Genomic DNA, 20,352 nt, shown 5'->3' on the forward strand with positions numbered 1-20,352 from the left:
GGTCGACGTACGAAGAACACCTCCGGAAAGCGGAGAACAAACTCCTCACGAACGCGGGGCAGTTCTTGCGCTTGGTCACCGCGACAGCGACGGACGACCCCTTACAGGTCGAAAAGACACGACAGCCCGAACAGGCTGCCGATTAAGCTGCTGGAAGGTCACTGGATTTGTTGCCTGGCTATCCGATAGTGAGTACCTTCTCAGCGTCCTCCACGATTCGGAGGTAGTCGTCCATCGAAGCCCGGGGTCTGAGGTCGTCTGCATCGAGGTCGCGGGAGTCGAGACACGTCCCGCAGGCAAAGAGGTCGCCGCCGTTCTGCGTGTACTTGCGCATCACGCCGTGTGGGTTGAACTTCTCGTGTTCGAGGGCTGGTGCCTCGACGCCATCTCCGAGGAGGAAGACTTCGACTGAATGGTCCGCATCGAGTGCCGTATTTGCCAAACGGAAGGCATTCCAGACGCGCTCAGGATCGTTCGTCTCGAGGATGATTCCGAGTTCCATAGGAGAACAATGGCGAGAGTGCACTTGAGACCTCGTGACAGTTCTCGTAGACGGAAAATCAGGGCGGTGCTTACAATGATGGTTGGTAAGGGACAAATCGAGGCGGAGGCACGAGTCTACAATGACTGACGTCGAGAGTTTCATTCGGTTCTGTGAGAGCGAGTTCGGGACTGCGGTCATGGACCGTGAAGCAAGATACGTCAAAGAGCAGGTCTCAGGTGCCGATCGGATTCTCGACGTTGGCTGCGGCATCGGGTCGCTCGAAGAACGCTTTCCCGAACGCGAGATACTCGGGCTGGATCGCTCAGCGACGATGCTTCACGCCGCACGAGACCGAGTGGCTGCCCCGTTCATTCGTGGCGATGCAACCGCTCTTCCCATTGCGACTGCGTCTGTTGATGCCGTCGTCTGCATCTCCACGCTCGAATTCATACCCGATATCGATGCAGTCCTGACAGAAGCAGCTCGCGTCCTCGACTCCGATGGAACTCTCGTTACATTGCTGTTGAATACACACTCGGAGTACGTCCAATCGAATCTTCAGCGGGACGGATCGTACTTCCAGCGGATGGTCCACCGGGATTCTGCGAAGTTGGCGGACACAATACTGGAATACGTCGATGGCGAGCAAGAGTTTTTCTTGAGTATCTCCGACGAGGAAATCTTCGAGAGTGCAGATCCAGCGAAAGCCGCGATCTCAGCGGTCGTCGGGACGCCGCGTGAGTGACCACAATATCCTTGCCGGGGTTCCCTGAATAGGAACTACATGTCTGGCTCGTCCGACTCGGAGACATCTCCGCTTTTCGAGGCGAAAGCATTCGACGAACAGTCCGTTTTCAGGCCAAGTGCGCTGTTGGAGAATGCTCGACGGCAGAAGGACCTCCCAGAACGCTCGGTTCCGGATATCTGTATTCTCGATCCAGATGGGGATATCGTGCGACAGCTCATGGCCACTGATGAAGCAGCGAAAGACGAGACGTGGCCTGGCTATCATACCGACCTCTATCGATTTGAATACAATGGCGAGGAATTCGGTATCGTGGGTTGTGCGGTCGGCGCTTCGTTCGCCGTGCTCGTCGCAGAGCAGCTGTTCGCTGCCGGCTGCCAGTTCCTCATCAGTGTCACCTCCTCAGGTCAAATTATTCCGAAAGACGACCCACCCTACTTCGTCCTTATAGACCGTGCGCTCCGTGACGAAGGGACGAGTCATCACTACCGATCAGCAAGCCAGTATGCGACGCTCGATGCTGATCTCTGTGCGTCGGTCGAAGAGGCATGCAAATCGGTCTCACGACCTGTGTATACGGGGACAACGTGGACGACTGACGCCCCATTTCGGGAGACTGAGACTGCAATTGAACGAGCCCGGTCTGAAGGAATCCTCGCTGTCGAAATGGAAGCAGCAGCGCTGTATACGTTTGCGGAGGTTCGGAAGCGACCGATCGTTTGCTTCGCGCACGTGACCAACCAGATGGGGCAGACTGAGGAGGATTTCGAGAAGGGGAAAGCAGATGGTAGTCAAGATGCATTAGAGGTTATCGACGCAGCAGCTACCGCCTGGCGATCTAAAAACTGAGCAGCAGCCTCTCAGCAACTCACAACTGGTCGTTTTCTGGAATCGTATGTGTGAGAACGATTTCAATTTAGTCGTGCTGTATGGGGTTCTCTGTATCTTGCACAGTGAGTTTGATAGATCCATTATCTGTCCAGTGTGACCCCTCCGTTATCTATGTGTTTCGCGAGTACATCCTGTTGACGGCGCCGCTATTCCATCAGTCGAATCTTCAGTAGCCAACCCAGATGACAGTTCTCAATCAGTTTGTGCTGCGCTCACCAGCTGGACGCCGTCCATGGCGTTCAGGTATACGATGTCTTCAGACGTATACGCTTCTTGGTCAGCAGCAGCACTCACCGACGCACAGCTGGCCGATTACGTCGGATTCCTCCACCGTGAGCCGTTCGTGATCGACGCCTACCGACTTGGCTTTGCGGTCGGGATTCGCGAGGACTACACGTATCAGAACACGTTGCGGAACGTCGACATCCCAGTCGAAATCCTCGACAACGACTTTCGCAATCCCGACTTGGACCGATATATCCGCCGCTTCGAGGGCTATAATCCCCGGGTTGGCATCCTCGGCGATGCCTACGACCGAACGGAAGCACGTCGCTACAACAGAGCAGCACGGGAACTGAAAGACAAATTCGACGACGTCGAGATCATCATTGTCCCGAAGTGCCGCGACGCGATCGGCACCATCGACGACGATATCGTCCTCGGGTATCCGATGGGCTACAGCGATCAGACCGCCGACGAGTACACGAATATCGTGGACTGGCGAGGACGGCGGGTGCATTTGCTGGGTGCGAGTCCACCGAAACAGTACAAGGCGATTCAGGCGCTCACTCAACCACGCGTTACCGGCGAACCACCTGCCGACATCGTTGGTGTCGACTGGAATGGCGTGCATCTCGCAGCGCTGAAAGGCGAGTATTTTACATCCCACGGCTACCAGAACGCCGACGACCTCTCGATCCGCGAAACCGTCCGCCGGAGTCTCGACTGGATCAAGCGATACTGGCAGCAAGTCGGAGTGTGGCCGGTTAGCGAGTCGGGCAAGTGCCCGCTTGAAACTGATCCGTATGACCGCGTCTGGGCCGTCGATGGCCACCATGCCAGTGGGCGCGAGCTCGAAGATGCCATCGTCGTCGAGTACGAGAACGGCCAGACACTCGCATATCGCTCCGACCACGAGCGCAAGCGCGTCGAATACCACGAGGGACTGACGCCCGTCGACGTTTGTTCTCCCCAGAGCGGGTGAGGGAACCTTGAGTAACAATACCCGCGCAGACGCGACTCGCGGCCGATTCGTCCTCGTCGGTTGTTCAGACGTGAGCGCCGATGAACCGTGCGAAGGCCAGGACCTCTCACTGTCGCCGGCGTTCGTCGCCAAATGCCACTACGCCGCTGCAGCGACCCAGTGGGCTGGCGAAGCGAACCGGCAAGCGAACACCTGGGCAGTGCTGTCGGCCGACCACGGCGTCGTTCCCCCACGTCACGAGATCGAACCTGTCGGCGCAACCGTCGCAGATCTTCGATCGGAGCCACTCGAAACTGATCAGCAGTACGAACTTCCACCCGGCGAGCCAGTCAAATCCCGTCTCGACAGGTGGGCATTGTCGGTCCGAACAGAATTGGCTGATTGGCTTCGGCGACCGTATCGCGCCGATCAGACAGCGTCCCCCTGCAGGGAATTGGTCGTCGTCGCTGATGACGACTACGTCGCCGCGCTTCGCGAGCGACAGATATTCGAGCAACGCCCGAAATCGCTCGCGACGGACCAGAAGCAGTCGATCAAGACGCTGCCTCCGAAAGCAACCGTTCGATTCCCATTCCAGGATCAGGACCTCACAGACGATCGTGAGCGGCACGAATGGCTGATTGAGCGAGCAGAGACACTGCAATCAGCAGTACCAACACAGGCCGGTGAACTCTCCGCATTCGGGGGTGGCTATACCCGGGACCGGGCCCGCTGGCAGGTCGACCGTCCCAGTATCGACATCGAGGAGACAGAACAAGCTTCGCTCGATACCTTCGAGGACGTCCCCGATCGATTCATCGCAACCGAGCAGCGCCGCCTGGACGCGCTCACCGATGGAAGGAGAACCGATGTGTAGCGAGAGTCTCCAGCAGATCGACATAGCGGCCGATATTCAAACGCATAGCCAATTACGACATCCTAGTATTAGTGGGTTGTATTCGACGGCGTACAATCTTGTAAATTATTATGCCAGGATTGTTCAAATACATGCTCGCGGGTTGAATATTCGAACAAAATCGTCAAAACACCTTTACCACGTGGCGGTATAGGTCCGACCAATGGCATGCTTAGAGTCTGAAACGGCTGAATTGGACCGGCTGACGATGACTGAGCGAGTTGTCGCTGAAGTCGCTCGGGCTAAAGACGTTTCTCCAACGGATCTCAACCCACTGCAGTCAGTCGTTGATCCAGATGCACTTGATCAACTGTTTGATCCGGTCGCCAATTCACCACGCATGGCAGGGCAGGTTTCGTTTTCCTATCACGGTTATGAGGTGACGGCCCATGCGGACGGATATATTCAGCTCACACAACAGAGCGAGTGAGTCTAGATAGTCCCTTGATTTGTACTTCGGTTTTGAGTCAGAGGGTGGGGCGTTGAGATGACAAGACAACAGCGGAAGTGGAAGGGTTTGGCCACCAGCAGCCGACTGCAGTCGGCACTGGCAGATGAGACCGCCATCTGTTGGACTTCCCTTCCGCAGAACACACTTCAATATCCTACAAGTTTGTATTACGGACTATAAGCCAGCGAAGTGGTTGCGTTATTACCTATTTATCATTCCCGGATGTTTGCGCTTCTTCTGACGGCACTGTGAAATTTGAGTTGCCACAGAGACAGGTGCCGTCGGTCCCAATCGGACGTACTTCGTTGGTTGCTGTTTTCTCGATGGGGTATACCTTGCCACAGACGGTACACTGACCAACTGTCCGGGTATTCGTTTCACCAGCGGATGACTCTGTGACGGTGGGCCGCCATCTCATACGAAGACGATTTCCTCATACCGAGAATTAGATTGCTGCCGCTCTCCTGCAATTCTGTATCGTTGCAGTTGAGATCGCCTCGTATGGTCCCACAGTAGAGAGAGCACTGAGTTACCCAGATGGACGCTCTGTACAATCACTATAACGTCATGTACGTCCAGAAAGTGGGTGGGTACGGAGTGTTGAGAGGGACGTGGAGCTTATGGGTGAAGCACGGAAGAGACATCCTCAAGCCATCTGAGTGCTGTGTGTGCTGGTATGGGTGTACCAGCCTATCCACCCTTGTTCTCTTCCGCACATAGCCATTCTCCGGCCCTGGTATTGGTAATACAGCCCATTGGGTCACGTAGTGACTGAATTCGTACTACCTGGATTCCATGCCTTCCTACACGAACGGCACCCGGAGAAGAGACCACGACACAGACTCGGTCTGTCCCATAGAGTTCTCAGAGCTGTCAGCGTAACCAATATTTTCGGTGTGTGGTGGCCCCTCTGGTTTATTTCTCTACCGACTCATGCGACACAACCGCTTACAAGTGGCAGTCTCATCGTCCTCGACGTCAACATCCAAGTCGCACCTGTGGTGAGTTCGCTACTCGCCTGCGGAATCGTCGGTCACGCGCTAATCATCAACCTTCCAATGAGAAATTAACCAACATCAGGCCGATCCGACGTGCTATGTTGGTTACAAATTAGCAGCCGGCCGTTTGTGTGCCCCCAGCTAGTGAGGATGCAGTCAACAAGTGAGGCAGATACCGGTCAGCGCATTGCCCTCGAAGACACCGACCACCTAGAGTTCAACGCAGGCAGCGTCACTGACGCCTACGCCGAGATCAGCACAACTGTCGTCTGTCAGCTTCCCAGTTCTCCTTCCGTCCGAGATGTAAAGGGATACATCCTGAAAGCACTGCTTCGGCAAATGCCAGTCCTCAGTATCGAGGATATTCACGAACTCCGGCTCCTCCTCGACGTCAACGTTACCAATGACGCGTCCGTCGACGAGCAGATTGCAGCTGTATTCGAGGCCGCAGTACAGATCATCGCCAGGTGGCAACAGTCGCAGTCCGAGCAGGGGAGGTTCTCAGCATGAACACGACACTCGGCGATTTCGGCGCTGGCGGTCGCCGGTCACCTGCAGGGGACCAACTGCTCAATACCAAAGAGCGGGCTATCGATGCTGCCACTGGCGAGTGGCAATACCAAGCCCACACCAGTAATACTGTTGGTTGGCACATTCCAGAGACACCGAAGACACTTCTCCTGAAACAGAAGCCGTCTGGCTGGCAACTGGTCCGAGCGAACAAGCCCATCGGCTCTCGTGACACACTCGCCGAAGCACTCGATCTCGCCGAGCAGTACATGGCTGACCGACCGGAGGGACGTCGCCGATGACCCACATCGAGCGCGACTCCTGGTCCCGTGACGAGCGTCAACGCGTCGACGAAGCACTGCCACGGGCTCGATTCTGGCAGTCGGTCGAACCACGTAAGTTCGGGTTCTGGGAGGTTGTCGACGACACGCTGTTAGCGCACTATCCTGAGTGTCGGTTCAAGCGCGACGAGCAGGTCACGCTTGGTGACTTCCCCGGTGGTGTTCGCACGAGTGATCGCGACGCCGCTCTGCGTGAGCAGCTTCCGCCCGAGAGGTTGCTAGACTGCTCCGACATCGACCGGATCAAAGCGGGGATTTCCTGCATGGACCGTGTTGAGACAGTTCAGCAGTACATCGGCTACGAAAACACTCATGAGCAGCGGGTCGCCATCATCGAATCGCTGGTCCTACGGATCAAGGAATTGCAACAGTAGTCGAGGTAACACCCAGTTTGTCTTCTCCTAGAGGAGTGGGGAGATCCATGAACAACAACACCGACAACCCAGATCGTACAGCCAACAGCGCCACCGTCGTCTTCCCACCGGGAGCCGACTGGCCGTTCATCGATCTGATCAAAGAGACCCTCGCCACCTCGGAGTTCATCGAAATCAGGGAAGTCGGCGGAGAGACGCCCGAAACGACGATGATAATCGCCAGACAGGAGGAAAGCAATGCCTGAGGACCGGGGGTTCATCGAGGTTCACGATATTGGACCAGACGATATTCCTACTCAGGGGGACGAGCTAGCCCCAGATCAGGCAGTCGAGATCGCCGCCAACATCCACGCTCTGCTCCGCGAAGACTACGGTCTGACCGACGTGACCGGCGTCGCGACGGTCGTGAATCCGCAAGCCCATAGCCACCTATACGAATCATGGGTAGAGCCAGCATATAGTTAACCAACAGAGTCATTTTTCCGGGTCACAAGTTGGTTAACGAGAATGTGAACCATGCCCAGTAAACTACCCTACCCTACTTCGCTCGGGGGCAATGGCCCCACTCGCTCGTTGAGGGTAGAGCTTTCGCGTGGACTCCCGTTCTACGCCTCAGATGAGGCGGGAAGGTCGTACTCTCCACTCACGTTCAACGTCCCGCGATTCAAGCGCACGTCTACGGGTGCGCCTCCGTCGTCTGCGTTTTGCCGACGCCGGAGATACTGCAAGCCGATGTTCTTGGAAGCGTTGTAGTCGGCGTGGTTCTGGTAGCCGCAATCCTGACACTCGAAGTCCTCGCCGTGGCGATTATCTTCGTGGGTAAATCCACAGGCCGAACACCGCTTCGAAGTGTTCCGTGGGTCCACTTGGACGGTTTCGACGCCCTGCTCTCTAGCTTTGTATTCGACGTACCCGTAGAGGCGACGGAACGCCCACAAATGGTGCCACGACGCCTGTGGCACGTTCTCACGAATGTCGGTCAAGTCCTCGAAGACGATATGCGAACAGTCGTGTTCGACGGCTTCGGCCACGATCTCGTTGGCGACACGATGCAGGAATATCTCGAAGCGTCCGTCCTCTTTCTGTTCGACCCCTTCTATCGCGTCGTGAGCCGCCCGTGTCCCGCACTGTTGGAGGTCACCACGCCGTTGTTCATACTCTCGCTTCCAGTGGTTAAACTCGTCTGCCGACCAGAACCGTCCGGTTGAAGCGACCGCAAGTTGATTCACACCGAGGTCCACACCGAGGACTGTTCTGTGCCCGGAGGTGGGTTCGGTGTCGTCGTCCTCTTTGAGCATCGACGCATGGAGATACCAGTGGCCATCGCGCCGATGGAGCGTTGCCCGCCGAAACTTGTAGTCCTCGTTGGCGACGTACTTTGTCGGCGGTATGTCGGCATCGTCGGGAAGAATGTAGTCACACTCAATACGCCCGTCCGGTGTCGATAGCGAAACGTGGTCACGGTGGAACGTGGCACTTCGCTTGTCGTAGATGGCGGTATCCGCCGTGAACGTCGGGCAGGACGTATTTTGGTCGTTTTTGAGACGTTCGACGCCGCTTTTGATGGATTCGACGGCTTGGCGAATCCCCTTTTGGACGAGATTCGCGGTCAACTCCGTGTCCTCGCGTAGCTGGTCGTACAGTGCATCTTCGGCCTTTGCTTTCGATGTGACGTGGTATCCGTCGTCACCATGCCAGCACCACTCGCTCGCTGTGTTGGCGCAGTATTTAAACTGATCGACAGTCTCCCGCAGGTGTGGATCCGTGCCTTCGGGCGTGTCGAGCTTTATAACGGCGGTACGACGGTATTCCACGATATTTTCACATATATGGTTATAGTCACTTAATGATTGGGAGTTGGTAGGCAACAGTCTGGCGGCTGGTCGGTACCGGGTCAGCTTCTGCTCACAGGCCGCAGGCCCGTTCGCACGGGCAGAGGGTTCTCCGATCCCTCGCTGTCCCCCCACCCTACTCGCGTGTGCTTTCGCCGGGGCCGGAAGCCCGGCGCTCCTTGAGGGTGGGGACTCCGCCTCGAATTAGGTGAGCCTGAGCCGCCTACCAGTCTGCCGAAATATCTTCGGGAGGGAACGCAAAAGCAGGACGCCGAGACGCTCCGAGAACTAGCGCGGTATGCCGAAGCACTGGCCAACTATCGCGAGGCCGAAGCTGCCCAAGAGATCCAGACCCAGGCTGTCTACGAAGTTCCCGACGAGTGGGACGACGACGAGTTCGACGACCAGGTCAGGAACGCTCGTAATAAAGCCGACCTGCCACGCTCGAAAGGCACCCTCACCACGAAGGAGATCAAGGACAACCGCTACATCCATTTGCAATGGCAGGAAGGCGATTCCATCAAATCGCAGTACGTCGCACCTGTCTCGCCGAGTAACTCAAACGGAGAGTGAGAAGGGGGCACCTCAATCTATCAGCGCTCAGTAGAGAGCACCTATTCAGCAAAACTGGCAATGTATACGCCGTTGCAAGGTTCCCGTGAGCCCAGGGGGTGAAGAGAGCCGACCTTGTTATCGAATGGCAGTTTGTCAAGATGGGTGTCGGCTTCATCCCGGACTTCAGGGGTCGGAGAATCCGCCTCGTCAGATGATGAATCGATTTGATATTTAAGAAGGAAGTCAATATGTCCGACACGATGTCAAAAGAAAGAGTGTCACGGCGTGAGTACTTGCTTGCTGCTGGCGCGGCTAGCATTACTGGTGTCGCTGGTTGCTCGTCAGGCGGTGACAACAGCACTGCGGGGGAGGGAACGACTGGAGCTGAGAACAGTACGACGACACCAGCGGTTGATCAGACCGGCGAAACACGCGTCTCGTCTGGAGAGACCCGCCTCACCGTTAATGAGGTGGTAGTCACGCAGACGCTGTATGCCATCGGCGACTACAGCAACACCGTAGTGAGTCCAGAAGACGGGAAACAATTCATCCTCCTTGACGTACAGGCCAGAAAACAAACCGAAAACGGCACAGTACCGGCGAGGACAGACTACCGACTTGAGTCTGAATCGGCTTCCTACAGCATCGACAACGTCGATGTCGAAAGTCTCAACCGACCTGTGAACGCCAGTTTATATCAGGTCGGTGGCGGGTTTACAGGCCCTGAGATCGGGAGTACGACCCGTGGGTGGTTGGTCTTCGAGATTCCTGCTGACACTTCTGCTGGGACGCTGCGGGTGCGTGAGATGCGAACACAGGATGACGAACCGGTGACCTGGAAGTTACAATTTGATAACGCAAAAACGGTCACATTTGCAGAAGAGATCCAATTCCCTGAAGAGGGTGAGGTAGGCACCACCGTTGAAGCCACGGTATCGGTCAAGAACACGGGCGGCCGGACTGGTAGATATACTACCGTAGTGACGTCCGACCTTCTTTCAGACAGCCGAACGCTTGAGTATACGCTTGAAGCGGGCGAAACCAGAGATGAGAAGCTCGAACTGGCTGTTGACGGATACTATCAGGGCAGTGCTGATCTTTCGGTCGGCTCAACAAATACTGAGACTATAGATATCGTTGCACCAGAGGTACAGTTGGGCGACACGTGGACAGGTCCACAAGGTATCGAGTATACAGTCTCAGACTTGGCGCTTACTCAATCACCAGTAGTCGAGGGGTTGGAGGTAGGCGATGATCAGCAGATAGCTGTCGCTAGATTCACTGCGACAAATTCAACGACAGATCAGCAAAGTCTCCCTGAGCGATGGGAAGAGCCATTGACGATCGTAGTGGGAGACCAGACTTATACGAACATCGGGGGGCGTTCAGTCGACGGGTTGGAACTTACATCACCGGTGGAGGGGACTAGTTATCCCCGGGTTGTGTTGTCCGGTGACCCTGGGGAAGAAGAGTCAGGAATTATGATATTTTACCTGCCTGCTTCTGTTTCGAGGAGTGATATTGAGATTAGATTATCTTATAACGGAATTCGGACTGTCTGGACACTCTAGCCTCGTGACTGGTCTAACAGGGCCAAAACGGCCGTTCTAGTTCAGAGAGTTTGAGGAGCGAAGAAATCATAACAAGAGCTAGTTCTGAGACTCGGAGCCCTATTAGAGAGAGGTTAGACGTAGATTTTGAGGCGGTTTGGGAGAACAAGCGCACCTCAACACCCGTGCGGGTGTTCGGGGCGCGACTTAATTCGATGGGGCAGTCAGTGCGGTTCTCGCACAGCTCCGCTACTGTACATGTACGCTGTATTATTCCATCCAAAGTCAGCTGTTGATCGATCTAGATCTGAGAGAGCCTGACCAGAGCTGCCGTGTCGGTTTATTCTCCCGAAGCGGGTGAGGGAGCGTCCCACTGTGGGCGTTCCGCGACCACAGCATGTCAACCGACGACACCACCACCGCCAGTAGCGACGCGAGCGAGCAGACAACACCTGACGTCGAAACTTGTGCGTTCTGTGAGACGAGCCTCGAACGCGGGTCGCAACACACCTCAAATAACCGGATGGCGATCCTCTGGACCTGCCCTGAGTGCAAAGTCGGCGCACTCGCGACGGTCGAGCACTCTGGTCCCCCAAGCGACCGATGTCAAGACCGTCTCGATCACGCCCAGTCCAACGCCGTGACGGGCCTCTCAGTGTACCGCGTCGCCGCTTTCATCACCGACGGTCTCCCCACCGGCGAGTACACGATCGAACGCACTGACGAACACGAGTTCGTCATCCAGCCGCCCGAGACTGCCTCGCAGTGGGATGTGCTCCGGCTCGTCGATCGACTCTCGATTGGCCCGCTCTCGGCCGAGACGGTTGCCGGTCACGTCCGTGTCGAGGACGCCCGCTGGAGTGGGTCGGCAGACGCGATGGCCGATGGCGGCGTCATGCAAGCCCGGGTCGCAGACAGCGAGATGGAGGACTCCGACGAGGATCCCTTCGCCGTCGAAGACGACGACGAACCACGGACCGAGCGCGCAAAAACCGAGGACATGGACGTCTCGTTCCTCGAAAAGCCAGGCAAGTACGAGGTCCATTCGGCCTCGGACAGCTACTACGAGGTCGACGTGATTGCCGAAGAGTGCAGCTGTCCCGACGAGCGCGTTGATCGGTGTAAGCACATCCGCCGGGTCGATATTGAGATCCGGGCAGGCCTGGTGCCCCGCCCCGACGGAAAGTTGCCTGAACACTGAGGACTCGGCTGTCGCCTCCCCAGACGTCCGCGACGAGTCACAGCCGCAATCGCTCGTCGCGTTCAGGGCGCGTATCTGAACACACCGACTTTCGAGTGAAAGTCCCAGAGAGAACGCCTCATTCCCGTGGTTAGAGGGTTTTTCAGATCGAACACGGGGTGTCGACCGCGGTTTGTTTGCCCCGAGGGAACTGGAGGGATGGTCCCTCCTGACCCACGATGACAACAGACTCCAGTGCAGAGATGCTCGACGCCGAATCGGTTTTCGACCAGTCCAGCGAACCCACCACCGGGGCGTTGCCGACAGTGACAGTGGTCGCAACCGGCCCAGCAACGTTTTCGCGTCAGATCTGCCCAGACGACGAGGCCGAGATCGTTGCTACCCACGAGGTCAGTGAGGTGGCTATCGAGCACGAAATCAACACCGCAGACGCGTTCGAACAAGTCCTCGATCCACAATTCAAGGGTCGGGGACCAACGCTCTGCAAAAACACGATCGTCGACTGGGTGCTCGATGAACACGCGATGGACGGCTACGTTCGCGCCGGCGGCCCAGAGGCCTGGTCGCTCACCATCGAAGGTACTGTCGAGGACTGGAAAGAACTCGGATTGGCGATGGAACCAGAGGGGAATCTCCACCGGAAAGGCGGGCGTATCGAGACAGTTTGCTGGAACCTGCGGGACCTCGCGTCAGATGGATTCTCCAACGACAGCGCCGTTCTGGCCGCGCTCGATCTGATCGAGCACCACGACATCGACTGTTCATGGTCACTGTTCACCGACCTTCTCATCGAGGAGGAAAGCGACGAATAACCCGCCCGTCGCTCTCCTGTGGGTGACCGAGGACGCGACTGTTACGACGCCGGACGGTGATATTTCCCCCTAGGCAATCGGGGTCTCCGAGCTGTCCGAACACAACGGAGAGAGAATTCGGCGCGCGTTGACGCCGGGACGATATACATCCCAAAAAGCGATATCGAACTGATTATCGACCTTATCCACAGTTTCGGAGGATGGACGAAAACTCGGGTCAATTACTGTTATTCCGTGTCTATAATAGCGTAGAAATGACCGTGCAAGCGGATTTCGGGAATAGAATTCAGATATATTCCAATATTCGAGCAGGTTTCGGCCTCGAACGAGAGTGTTGCCACTCAGGAAGTTCAGACCTGGCAGACGGTTCCGTCTAATCAGGCGGGATGAGTTCTCCACAGACCAATTCGTCGCATTCCCCAGCCGTCAGAACCGGTGTATTGATCACTCTGCTCGGCATCCGTAGTTATCGAAACGATCGTGTTGCCGTCCCGACGGCAGTGCTCGTTGGACTTGGGGTTATGGGGGCCACGTTCGGCCTGAATCTCGACCAGCGATCAGGACTCGCGACACGACTGCTTTTGACAATTCTGTTCAGTGGTGGGACGTGGGGTCTCCTTACTATGGATGGCGTGAAATAACGGCATACAGAGACAATCATCTCCAATTGAGCGAGCGGGCTTCTGTGATAGATGCGCATGTGCAGTAAGCACCAGATTTGCTGCCCGTCCGGTCACTACAGTGTGTCAAGAGAGCAATCTCGAATAGTAAGTTCGGAGGCCCAGGCCTCGTGGTCATGATTGGTCTTAGCCTACGGGGTCCGCGAGCGTCCGATCACACCCGACGTGGTTCATCAACCGCGAGATGGCTATCACCTGGCTGCGGGCGAATCGGTCGGCTCGTCACACCCGGAACGGACGCCGATTTCTCCCTTGATGTCCGTCCCGTGTCCTTTTGGCCGGCGTAACTGAAAGTGAGTCCCCTCACCAGTAATGTCGACAGAAATAACTTATATCTCGGTTATACTTTAGGGAGTATGTCCCCTCCACTTTCACGACGAAGATTTTTTGTGGGAATTCCTCTGGTAGGACTGAGTCTTTCGGGCTGTCAACGACCAGACCAATCTGATAATAACACAAACCGTACTGTCTCTGAAACGCCTAATACACAGACAATGACCCCGGTTCCACGTTCCAAGTTTTCATTCGACTGGAGTGGGGCCCTTCTTCACCGAGCAGACGAATCACACCCTCCTCAAATCAGGCTCAAATTGAGCAATTCCGCCGATTTCCCAGTGGAGCTTGAGTTTGGGCCGACACCACCGTTCTCGTCGGCAGTGTCTGATAGCTCAGGGTCTTCCGATCAGCTGTTCCTCTATCATCCAGAGATGGGGTCAAATACACCTCCATCAACTCCTGTTGATGGCTGTTGGCAACTGGAATCTGACCATGGGAGAATATTGATAAACGATGTTGCCAAGATACCAAATCTTGGGCCAGGGGATACTGTCAGTAACAAATACGAGATCTACAATATGCCCGAGAACGGGGCGTGTTTCCCAGATGGGAAATACGTCTTCGAGAGTTGGGCGTTACTCCCCCAATCAGACTATCCGTATCTGAAGCTCCGGTTCGTAGTAACTATAGAACGAAACAAGCTAGAGTCAATATCGACAAAGGAACCGGTAATCGAGGGAAGATAATTCAACAGCTGAATATCATAGATTCGGCTACCTAAACCCGGTCGACGTCGGGAGTGCTGGACAGCCGGCCGGGGGAACTGCTCGGTATGCAGGTCTATTGAGCAGTTCCAGATCACGTCCGGTTCTTGGGCAAGGCCGGTCAGCACAGGTTTTTCAATAAGTACTCCAACTGCTGATCGTTGAATTTGAAGTCCTGATAGTAGTACTGCTACCCAATACCATAAGTAGCGACATTACTTATGAATCGTATAGAAAACACGCATCAGGAAATAATTATTCGCCTACCTACCACACAATAGTGTTAAAAGATAGATTGCCAAACTCATTTAATTCTAGCCAACGATTCGGGATTATCGCATGCCTGGTGATCGTGACCAGTCTTCTAGTGCCCTGGCGGTATCACGTTGGTGTCGGTCACAGAACCGTGATTGGCCTTCATGAACAGTATGGCCTCTGGCTGGCACTCCTGGCGGTGGTCGCCGGAATTGCAGTCCTCCGTGTGACATGGCGTCCTCTTTTGATTGGTCTGTTCAGTCTCGTCGGGTTCGCGAACTCCTACGTCGCGGTGACGGCCTATGACAAAATCCATGGAGTGACGCAAACGCGCATGGCCTCATGGATGGAACCAGGTTTTGGTATCTATCTATTCGGTTTTGGAACAGTCCTCGTGTTCCTCACTGTGCTCGAATTGATTCTTGAAACAGACGATCCATCTCTACCAAGTTTCGGACCCAGTAGATAGACATGTTCAGTACGCACACACATTGAGCAGTCGATTCACTGCCGATCACAGTGTAAGAAAGGCACACATCACTACGCATCCTCCGAGGTTGTGCCTTACCGACCTGTAATTCCGCCCCATCCACATCGACGACATTGAGTAACGCAGGTCACTGCGACAGATTTGTTTTCCGTCACTGAGGCGGAGGTATATAGGTGATTACGAGCAACGCTCCGGTAATGGACGATCGTGACGACCCGATGGAGCCGCGTGGCGTCGTTTACGACGACCTGCAGCGTGACAGTACCAGCAGCCGTGGCAACTATCCCGACGACATGAGTGCAGACCGCCGGACCTGTCCATCCTGCTCGCGAACAGTCCCACCACACCAGACTCAGTGTGAGTTCTGCGCCGAACACGGGATTCGGTCACCGAACGCTGCACAGGGCTCCCCAGCCGACGATGAGTGGTCCTTCGGACGGGTCGTCCTCTCGATTGTCCCCGCAGACACGGAATACATGGCCCAGGCCCTCGGTGCAGCCGCGTTTTCGCTCGCAGCAACAACCGATCTCGCCCCTGGCTGTCGAGACGCCGAGGTCAAGCCCGTGGGAGCATTCGAAACGGCGCCAGCGGAGCATCTCACTGCTGGCTGGGGTGACCTGGTCGACAGCGTCGAGACCGACACTGACACCGGCCACCGTCTGCTCGACACAGCCAGTGAGCAAACGGACTGGACTGCCGAGCAGCCACTGGCGCACCTGTTCACGGAAGACGGCACTGCGATTATGTCCCGGAGCGAGGTCCGAGACCTCCGTGAAGAAATCAGTGCAGCCGACGAGCAGTTCTGGGTCGTTCCCGGGGTTGTCAAGCGATACGACTCGACGTTGCCAGTGATTCCAGACGCGCCAACGCGCCAGTTGCAGTGTCGCGAGTGTCACGGGGACACCGAACACCGGTTTACCGGGCGATCGACGACGCGAGACAGTGGGTGGCCGGTCTGGGTCTGTACCGAGTGTCATCAGCCACGATTTGGCCGTGAACCTGACGGGACGCAGTTCGCCAGCGTGAGCGATCCTTTCGGTAATCTCGATCATTGGACCCCTGCGGATACCCACCAGCGTGTACTGACAGCCTATTTCGAGAGACACGGTCACTATCCGTGGGAGACACCAGTTGGCAATGAGGACTGACGAAGACTTCCTTGCGCGACTTCGGACGGTCACGAAGAATGCTGTAACTGACTATCGGTCGGACTTTCCAGATGCAGCTCCCATTCCAGAGACACGCACAACGGAGGTTGGTGAGGAGACTGCCAGTACAGAAGCAGTGTATGAGCGATTCGATGTCCTCACGACCTTCTACGATGGTCTTTTTGAAGTCGATTCAACCTCCGTTCGCAGCACATGGCAAAGCAACCTGGTGTACGATTGCTCCCGCAAAGAGTTGCTATCGCTGCTCTCCCCAAACCTCCTCAAGTCATTCCCCGTAACGGGCCGATATAGCCCGGATACGGGGATGATCGGCGTGAGCACCAGTCCGACCTCTTCGGCCAGAGCGTCCTCCCTTCTGGCATCGGAACTTGCCCATGCCTACCAGGATCAGTTTGATTCACCAACGTGGGACCATCCGTATTTAAGAGAGGGGTTTGAGCAAGCCGTCGCTATCAAAGCTCAGGAACATCTTGCTGCCCAATACTCTCATGACCGCTTGGACCATCTGGCGGTCAGGAACCGTGTCCAGACGCTCGTCGAGGGGTATATCACCCATGCTCTTCGGAATGGAAGAGTAGTGCCAGAGATGCTGTCCGAACTGGGTCTTACCAGTGAAGAGGTGTCGGTTCTGCGGGAAAATCTGCCCTGGCGGTTGCTGAGGGTCCTTTCACCACGATATGAATGGTCGGACGTGAAGATCGCACCGGACTATATGCTGTTTGGGTCACTTCTCCTCGTGAGTGAAACGGCTGGTATTGACGAGACGTTCTCTCGAGCGTTTCATGGGACTCATCCCTGGGAGGAACAGATCAACAGTATTCAGGAGATCGAAGCTGGAGTCCACCGGATTATACCCTGGGGAGTGCCAGTCAGATAGAGCCGTTACCAGCGGACAGGAGAACTGTATGATAGAGCGCTTCCCACGGAATTCTTGAATAGGGTACGAATGCAGCACCAGTTCTGATCAGGATTAAACCAGTCACAGAGTGGTCCGTAGAGAGAATCTTTTAAAACAAGATGTTCGGGAAGGTCACATCTTACGCTGAGTTCTTGGCTTACGATATGTGGTACTCACCGATGAAGATGGGGCCGCGTTTTCAACAGTCTAGCTGGCGGTTCACTCATTTCTATGAACGCGCGCGTTGACGCCAGACACAACCCTCGCAAGGAAGCCATCTAGCCAGCGATGCAGCCACAGCCCTGTGGCTAGCGCAGGATAGCCGATGACCATCGGAAGCACACCAAGGGATGCAGTACAGTTCCGCCCAGTCGTTTTCACCGCCTGGATCGCCGGTGACCCGATATTTGGCGAAGAGTAGCCTTGGGAGTACCACATCCACCCGAATTCCAGCGTAGGGACGGTGGGTGCGGCGATGCTGCCTCCCCCTGTCTCGCAGACGGCTCTCATTGTCAGTGTCGCCACCCCGAGGAGAATGAAGCCGCTTGCTGTTAATATCGCAGCGTCGTCACCCCACCTCCCTCGGCGTGCTCGCCAGATGACGACCAAAGCGGCTCCCGTCATGAGTCCGATGAACCACAACGGCGGGTACGCGAGCGGATGTGTCCCCTCCGCTGGAGAGGTAACAAGCAAGTACAGATACGCATACAGCACCGCAATCTGGGCGGCAATCAGGACGGTGAGCAACCCCATGACTGCAGTCGCCCGTAACAGGACTGAAGACTGGCTTTGCAACGTTGATCGTTCATCTGTCATACGAACAGGTGGAAGAGGCGATCATCTCTCCTACTCCTGAGCGACGATTCTGACGGTCCCATCCACTTGGATCCGAACACTGTATCCGTGATACTGAAAGGAGACTGGTTCGAGGCCCTCGAATTCTGGGGTTGATTCAAACAACTGGTCACACAGATCAGACTCAAGCGTCTCATAGAGCGGCGGGAGATTCAACGGCGACACATCTTCGCGGCGAGCGATTTCTGTGATGACCGTTTCACCGAGGGTCACTCGTTCGTTGGCAACCGCTGTCGTCTTGGAGTTAGCCATCATATCGGATGGTTATCATCCCCTAATATAGTTCTTTTGACAATAAATGCGAGGGTATCTCCAGTTATAATTAGTGAAAGGTGTCATACAACAGTTTACATAGCCGTTCGTCGCTCCCCCGATCCGCTCAGTAGAGGAGCCATAGTGAGCCTCATGACTATGGAAAAGGAATATAATCGCTCTGTTCACACAACTGACTAGAATGCGAGAATGGATCACTCCTCGCCTCAAAATAGCAGTCGTGGCTGCCTGTATTCTCGCTCTTGGTGGTTTCTATCTAACTGGCAATTATCTCTATAGTCCATGTCAAGATACTCTAGCGTTTTCAGCCCCTGTAGTAGACATGAATGTTTCATACGAATCTTCGACTGGCGCAATCGATGTGACGTACCACTCGGGAGATGAATTGACGGCCGAACTGACGGAGGGTCTCTCACTTGTCATCCTTGATTCAGAGACTGATGCTAAATCTACGTATTCACTTGCAAACTCATCGGCTGATTTCCCAATCACCCCTGGCAGGACGTTCCATCTCACGAATGCCACCGTCAACAATCAGCCACTGACACTAGGTGATGAAATCGTCGTTGTCCTGCACACGCATGAAACGCCGCTTCCAGGCTACTGTCGAAACAGTCGAACGGACAATACCTTGCGATTCGGAACAGGGAGGATAACTGTCGAGCAAGGCGACGTGGCGCAAAATGTATCGACAACAACTGCTCAATAAGCAGATACAGTGAGCATCGCTGCTGGCTGTGACCAATTCTATGAAACGCTATGCATCAAGATAATAGCCTGTTGTCCACTTGACTTGCCAATTGGAGGTGATGGCAGTTTTGTCTACGCCGGCAAAAGTGCCGGCGCATCATGGGTAGGTAATCGAACTGGACCCGCCGCGTCGGTGCTAAGAGGTGTTCAAAATGCATATGCTCATTTATGCACTCGTAGAGGCATCGACCCAGAAAGAGGCATTGGCCTCTGGAAAAGCAGTGTTCGACCGACTTGTGGGTGCGGACACACACTCCTGCACAGTGTTTGATTACTACGCGACATTCGATAAAAAAAAGACACGACAGTAGCCGGGAAGGCACGGTGGGACAATCTCCCGACCGCGTCGTCCATTGGTTCGGACGATGGCCAGGAATTGCTCAACCGAGGGTGGAAGGCCACGAAAAACGAATTCGAGCGCAACCTCCAGCGGGTGAAAGAGGCACTTGACGAGCTTTCCACCGAGGAGATCATGCGCGACGAGAACCTTGCCCACCACGCGTTCCATCAGGTTGGAGCGTACGATGGGCCGACGATCTTCCTGTATACCGAACACGCAACCGGAATTCGACATCGAGAACAGTTGAACCGAGTCCTTGAGGAGAGTGAGGATCTCTGGATAGTACCCGCCGATGTCCACGTCTGATCAACCATGCCACGACTCACTAATTGGCGGCGAGAGAGTCGTACCCCCACACTCGCATATCGAAATACGGAGACCGGTGCTCGAGCCATCCTGCATCGGGCCCCGGACTCTTACCGGTTCAAATGGCGCGGGGTGATCCTCGTTGACGGCTATCTGATCTGGTCTCGTGGTTTCGAGACGAAGGAAGCAACCACGTTCCGGGATGAACTCCGTGACAGACCAGCGCCCGAGTTGTGCTGTCCCGAATGTTCGAACGACGACGTCCGTGTCGGTGAAAAGTCCGCTGACGGCGCGAAAGTACAGCGATGGTTCGACTGCCCCGACTGTGGCTACGGAGCACCTTCGCGAATCATTTACGGCAACGAGCGCTGAATGATTACTCCGCATTCCCCCGCTGGGATGACCCGGCCGACGAGGCCTTCGAACGGGCGAGCTGGCAGTTCCACGGGTCGC

At 55.6% G+C, this 20,352-nt stretch carries 23 protein-coding genes and 3 pseudogenes; 21 read left to right on the forward strand and 5 right to left on the reverse strand.

Going from position 1 to position 20,352, the window contains the following annotated elements; all coding sequences use genetic code 11:
* A pseudogene (locus ACFR9U_RS14280) lies at positions 1-146 on the forward strand (helix-turn-helix domain-containing protein); the annotation flags it as partial.
* Positions 147-178: 32 nt separating this feature from the next.
* Here the strand turns inward: ACFR9U_RS14280 and ACFR9U_RS14285 are convergent.
* Entirely contained in the window at positions 179-502 is a 324-nt protein-coding gene (locus ACFR9U_RS14285) for a DsrE family protein (protein ID WP_247381717.1), read from the reverse strand.
* Positions 503-680: 178 nt separating this feature from the next.
* Here ACFR9U_RS14285 and ACFR9U_RS14290 point away from each other — a divergent pair, with 178 nt between their 5' ends.
* From ACFR9U_RS14290 to ACFR9U_RS14335, 10 genes are all read left to right on the forward strand, one after another.
* The gene (locus ACFR9U_RS14290; protein ID WP_379814598.1) at positions 681-1,229 is read left to right on the forward strand and encodes a class I SAM-dependent methyltransferase; all 549 of its coding nucleotides are present in this window, start codon (positions 681-683) and stop codon (positions 1,227-1,229) included.
* 39 nt (positions 1,230-1,268) lie between these two features.
* The gene (locus ACFR9U_RS14295; RefSeq protein WP_247381712.1) at positions 1,269-2,078 is read left to right on the forward strand and encodes a nucleoside phosphorylase; all 810 of its coding nucleotides are present in this window, start codon (positions 1,269-1,271) and stop codon (positions 2,076-2,078) included.
* A 292-nt stretch (positions 2,079-2,370) separates the two neighbouring features.
* Positions 2,371-3,324, forward strand: coding sequence for a DUF6610 family protein (locus tag ACFR9U_RS14300; protein WP_247381710.1), 954 nt, complete (start codon positions 2,371-2,373; stop codon positions 3,322-3,324).
* Between the two features lie 7 nt (positions 3,325-3,331).
* Positions 3,332-4,180 (forward strand): DUF6884 domain-containing protein, encoded by an 849-nt coding sequence (locus ACFR9U_RS14305; protein WP_247381708.1) that lies wholly within the window; start codon positions 3,332-3,334, stop codon positions 4,178-4,180.
* 202 nt (positions 4,181-4,382) lie between these two features.
* Positions 4,383-4,649, forward strand: coding sequence for a HalOD1 output domain-containing protein (locus ACFR9U_RS14310; protein ID WP_247381706.1), 267 nt, complete (start codon positions 4,383-4,385; stop codon positions 4,647-4,649).
* A 1,163-nt stretch (positions 4,650-5,812) separates the two neighbouring features.
* Positions 5,813-6,178, forward strand: coding sequence for a hypothetical protein (locus ACFR9U_RS14315; RefSeq protein WP_379814601.1), 366 nt, complete (start codon positions 5,813-5,815; stop codon positions 6,176-6,178).
* Positions 6,175-6,480 (forward strand): hypothetical protein, encoded by a 306-nt coding sequence (locus tag ACFR9U_RS14320; protein WP_247381703.1) that lies wholly within the window; start codon positions 6,175-6,177, stop codon positions 6,478-6,480. The genes ACFR9U_RS14315 and ACFR9U_RS14320 overlap by 4 nt, the downstream gene beginning before the upstream one ends.
* Positions 6,477-6,893, forward strand: a complete 417-nt coding sequence (locus ACFR9U_RS14325) for a DUF8129 domain-containing protein (RefSeq protein ID WP_247381701.1) — start codon at positions 6,477-6,479, stop codon at positions 6,891-6,893. Before ACFR9U_RS14320 ends, ACFR9U_RS14325 begins: the two co-directional genes overlap by 4 nt.
* A 47-nt stretch (positions 6,894-6,940) precedes the next feature.
* Positions 6,941-7,138: a hypothetical protein gene (locus ACFR9U_RS14330; protein ID WP_247381699.1), complete on the forward strand. Its 198-nt coding sequence runs from the start codon at positions 6,941-6,943 to the stop codon at positions 7,136-7,138.
* On the forward strand, positions 7,131-7,358 hold the full coding sequence (locus ACFR9U_RS14335; protein WP_247381697.1) for a hypothetical protein: 228 nt from the start codon (positions 7,131-7,133) through the stop codon (positions 7,356-7,358). The genes ACFR9U_RS14330 and ACFR9U_RS14335 overlap by 8 nt, the downstream gene beginning before the upstream one ends.
* Before the next feature lie 140 nt (positions 7,359-7,498).
* Here the strand turns inward: ACFR9U_RS14335 and ACFR9U_RS14340 are convergent, their stop codons facing one another.
* Complete coding sequence (locus ACFR9U_RS14340) at positions 7,499-8,707, reverse strand: RNA-guided endonuclease InsQ/TnpB family protein (RefSeq protein ID WP_247381696.1); 1,209 nt, start codon at positions 8,705-8,707, stop codon at positions 7,499-7,501.
* A 306-nt stretch (positions 8,708-9,013) separates the two neighbouring features.
* The gene (locus ACFR9U_RS14345; protein ID WP_247381694.1) at positions 9,014-9,220 is read right to left on the reverse strand and encodes a hypothetical protein; all 207 of its coding nucleotides are present in this window, start codon (positions 9,218-9,220) and stop codon (positions 9,014-9,016) included.
* Between the two features lie 320 nt (positions 9,221-9,540).
* On the opposite strand from ACFR9U_RS14345, the gene ACFR9U_RS14350 reads away from it, so the two are divergent.
* From ACFR9U_RS14350 to ACFR9U_RS14380, 7 genes and pseudogenes are all read left to right on the forward strand, one after another.
* Positions 9,541-10,851, forward strand: coding sequence for a hypothetical protein (locus tag ACFR9U_RS14350; RefSeq protein ID WP_379814605.1), 1,311 nt, complete (start codon positions 9,541-9,543; stop codon positions 10,849-10,851).
* Positions 10,852-10,952: 101 nt separating this feature from the next.
* Positions 10,953-11,063, forward strand: a pseudogene (locus tag ACFR9U_RS14355) (IS6 family transposase); the annotation flags it as partial.
* 164 nt (positions 11,064-11,227) lie between these two features.
* Positions 11,228-12,031: a hypothetical protein gene (locus ACFR9U_RS14360; protein WP_247381692.1), complete on the forward strand. Its 804-nt coding sequence runs from the start codon at positions 11,228-11,230 to the stop codon at positions 12,029-12,031.
* Positions 12,032-12,249: 218 nt separating this feature from the next.
* Positions 12,250-12,843 (forward strand): hypothetical protein, encoded by a 594-nt coding sequence (locus ACFR9U_RS14365; RefSeq protein WP_247381691.1) that lies wholly within the window; start codon positions 12,250-12,252, stop codon positions 12,841-12,843.
* 1,294 nt (positions 12,844-14,137) lie between these two features.
* Complete coding sequence (locus ACFR9U_RS14370; RefSeq protein ID WP_247381690.1) at positions 14,138-14,545, forward strand: hypothetical protein; 408 nt, start codon at positions 14,138-14,140, stop codon at positions 14,543-14,545.
* 960 nt (positions 14,546-15,505) lie between these two features.
* Positions 15,506-16,456 (forward strand): hypothetical protein, encoded by a 951-nt coding sequence (locus tag ACFR9U_RS14375; RefSeq protein ID WP_247381689.1) that lies wholly within the window; start codon positions 15,506-15,508, stop codon positions 16,454-16,456.
* Positions 16,446-17,354 carry a hypothetical protein gene (locus tag ACFR9U_RS14380; RefSeq protein WP_247381688.1) on the forward strand — a complete coding sequence of 303 codons (909 nt, stop codon included), beginning with the start codon at positions 16,446-16,448 and terminating at the stop codon, positions 17,352-17,354. Before ACFR9U_RS14375 ends, ACFR9U_RS14380 begins: the two co-directional genes overlap by 11 nt.
* Positions 17,355-17,594: 240 nt before the next feature.
* On the opposite strand, the gene ACFR9U_RS14385 is transcribed toward ACFR9U_RS14380, so the two are convergent.
* Both ACFR9U_RS14385 and ACFR9U_RS14390 read right to left on the reverse strand, forming a co-directional pair.
* On the reverse strand, positions 17,595-18,128 hold the full coding sequence (locus tag ACFR9U_RS14385) for a hypothetical protein (protein ID WP_247381687.1): 534 nt from the start codon (positions 18,126-18,128) through the stop codon (positions 17,595-17,597).
* A 93-nt stretch (positions 18,129-18,221) separates the two neighbouring features.
* A complete protein-coding gene (locus ACFR9U_RS14390; protein WP_379814609.1) occupies positions 18,222-18,482 on the reverse strand; it encodes a HalOD1 output domain-containing protein in 261 nt (86 codons plus the stop codon).
* 202 nt (positions 18,483-18,684) lie between these two features.
* Between ACFR9U_RS14390 and ACFR9U_RS14395 the strand changes: the two genes are divergently transcribed.
* The 3 genes and pseudogenes from ACFR9U_RS14395 to ACFR9U_RS14405 all read left to right on the forward strand — a co-directional run bounded on the left by ACFR9U_RS14395 (position 18,685) and on the right by ACFR9U_RS14405 (position 20,271).
* On the forward strand, positions 18,685-19,212 hold the full coding sequence (locus tag ACFR9U_RS14395) for a hypothetical protein (protein WP_247381685.1): 528 nt from the start codon (positions 18,685-18,687) through the stop codon (positions 19,210-19,212).
* Positions 19,213-19,405: 193 nt separating this feature from the next.
* Positions 19,406-19,899: pseudogene (locus ACFR9U_RS14400) on the forward strand (DUF7995 family protein).
* A 6-nt stretch (positions 19,900-19,905) separates the two neighbouring features.
* Positions 19,906-20,271: a zinc ribbon domain-containing protein gene (locus ACFR9U_RS14405; RefSeq protein WP_247381683.1), complete on the forward strand. Its 366-nt coding sequence runs from the start codon at positions 19,906-19,908 to the stop codon at positions 20,269-20,271.
* Positions 20,272-20,352 lie beyond the last annotated feature (81 nt).

The sequence above is a fragment of the Halorientalis brevis genome (assembly GCF_042678165.1).
Classification (GTDB): domain Archaea; phylum Halobacteriota; class Halobacteria; order Halobacteriales; family Haloarculaceae; genus Halorientalis; species Halorientalis brevis.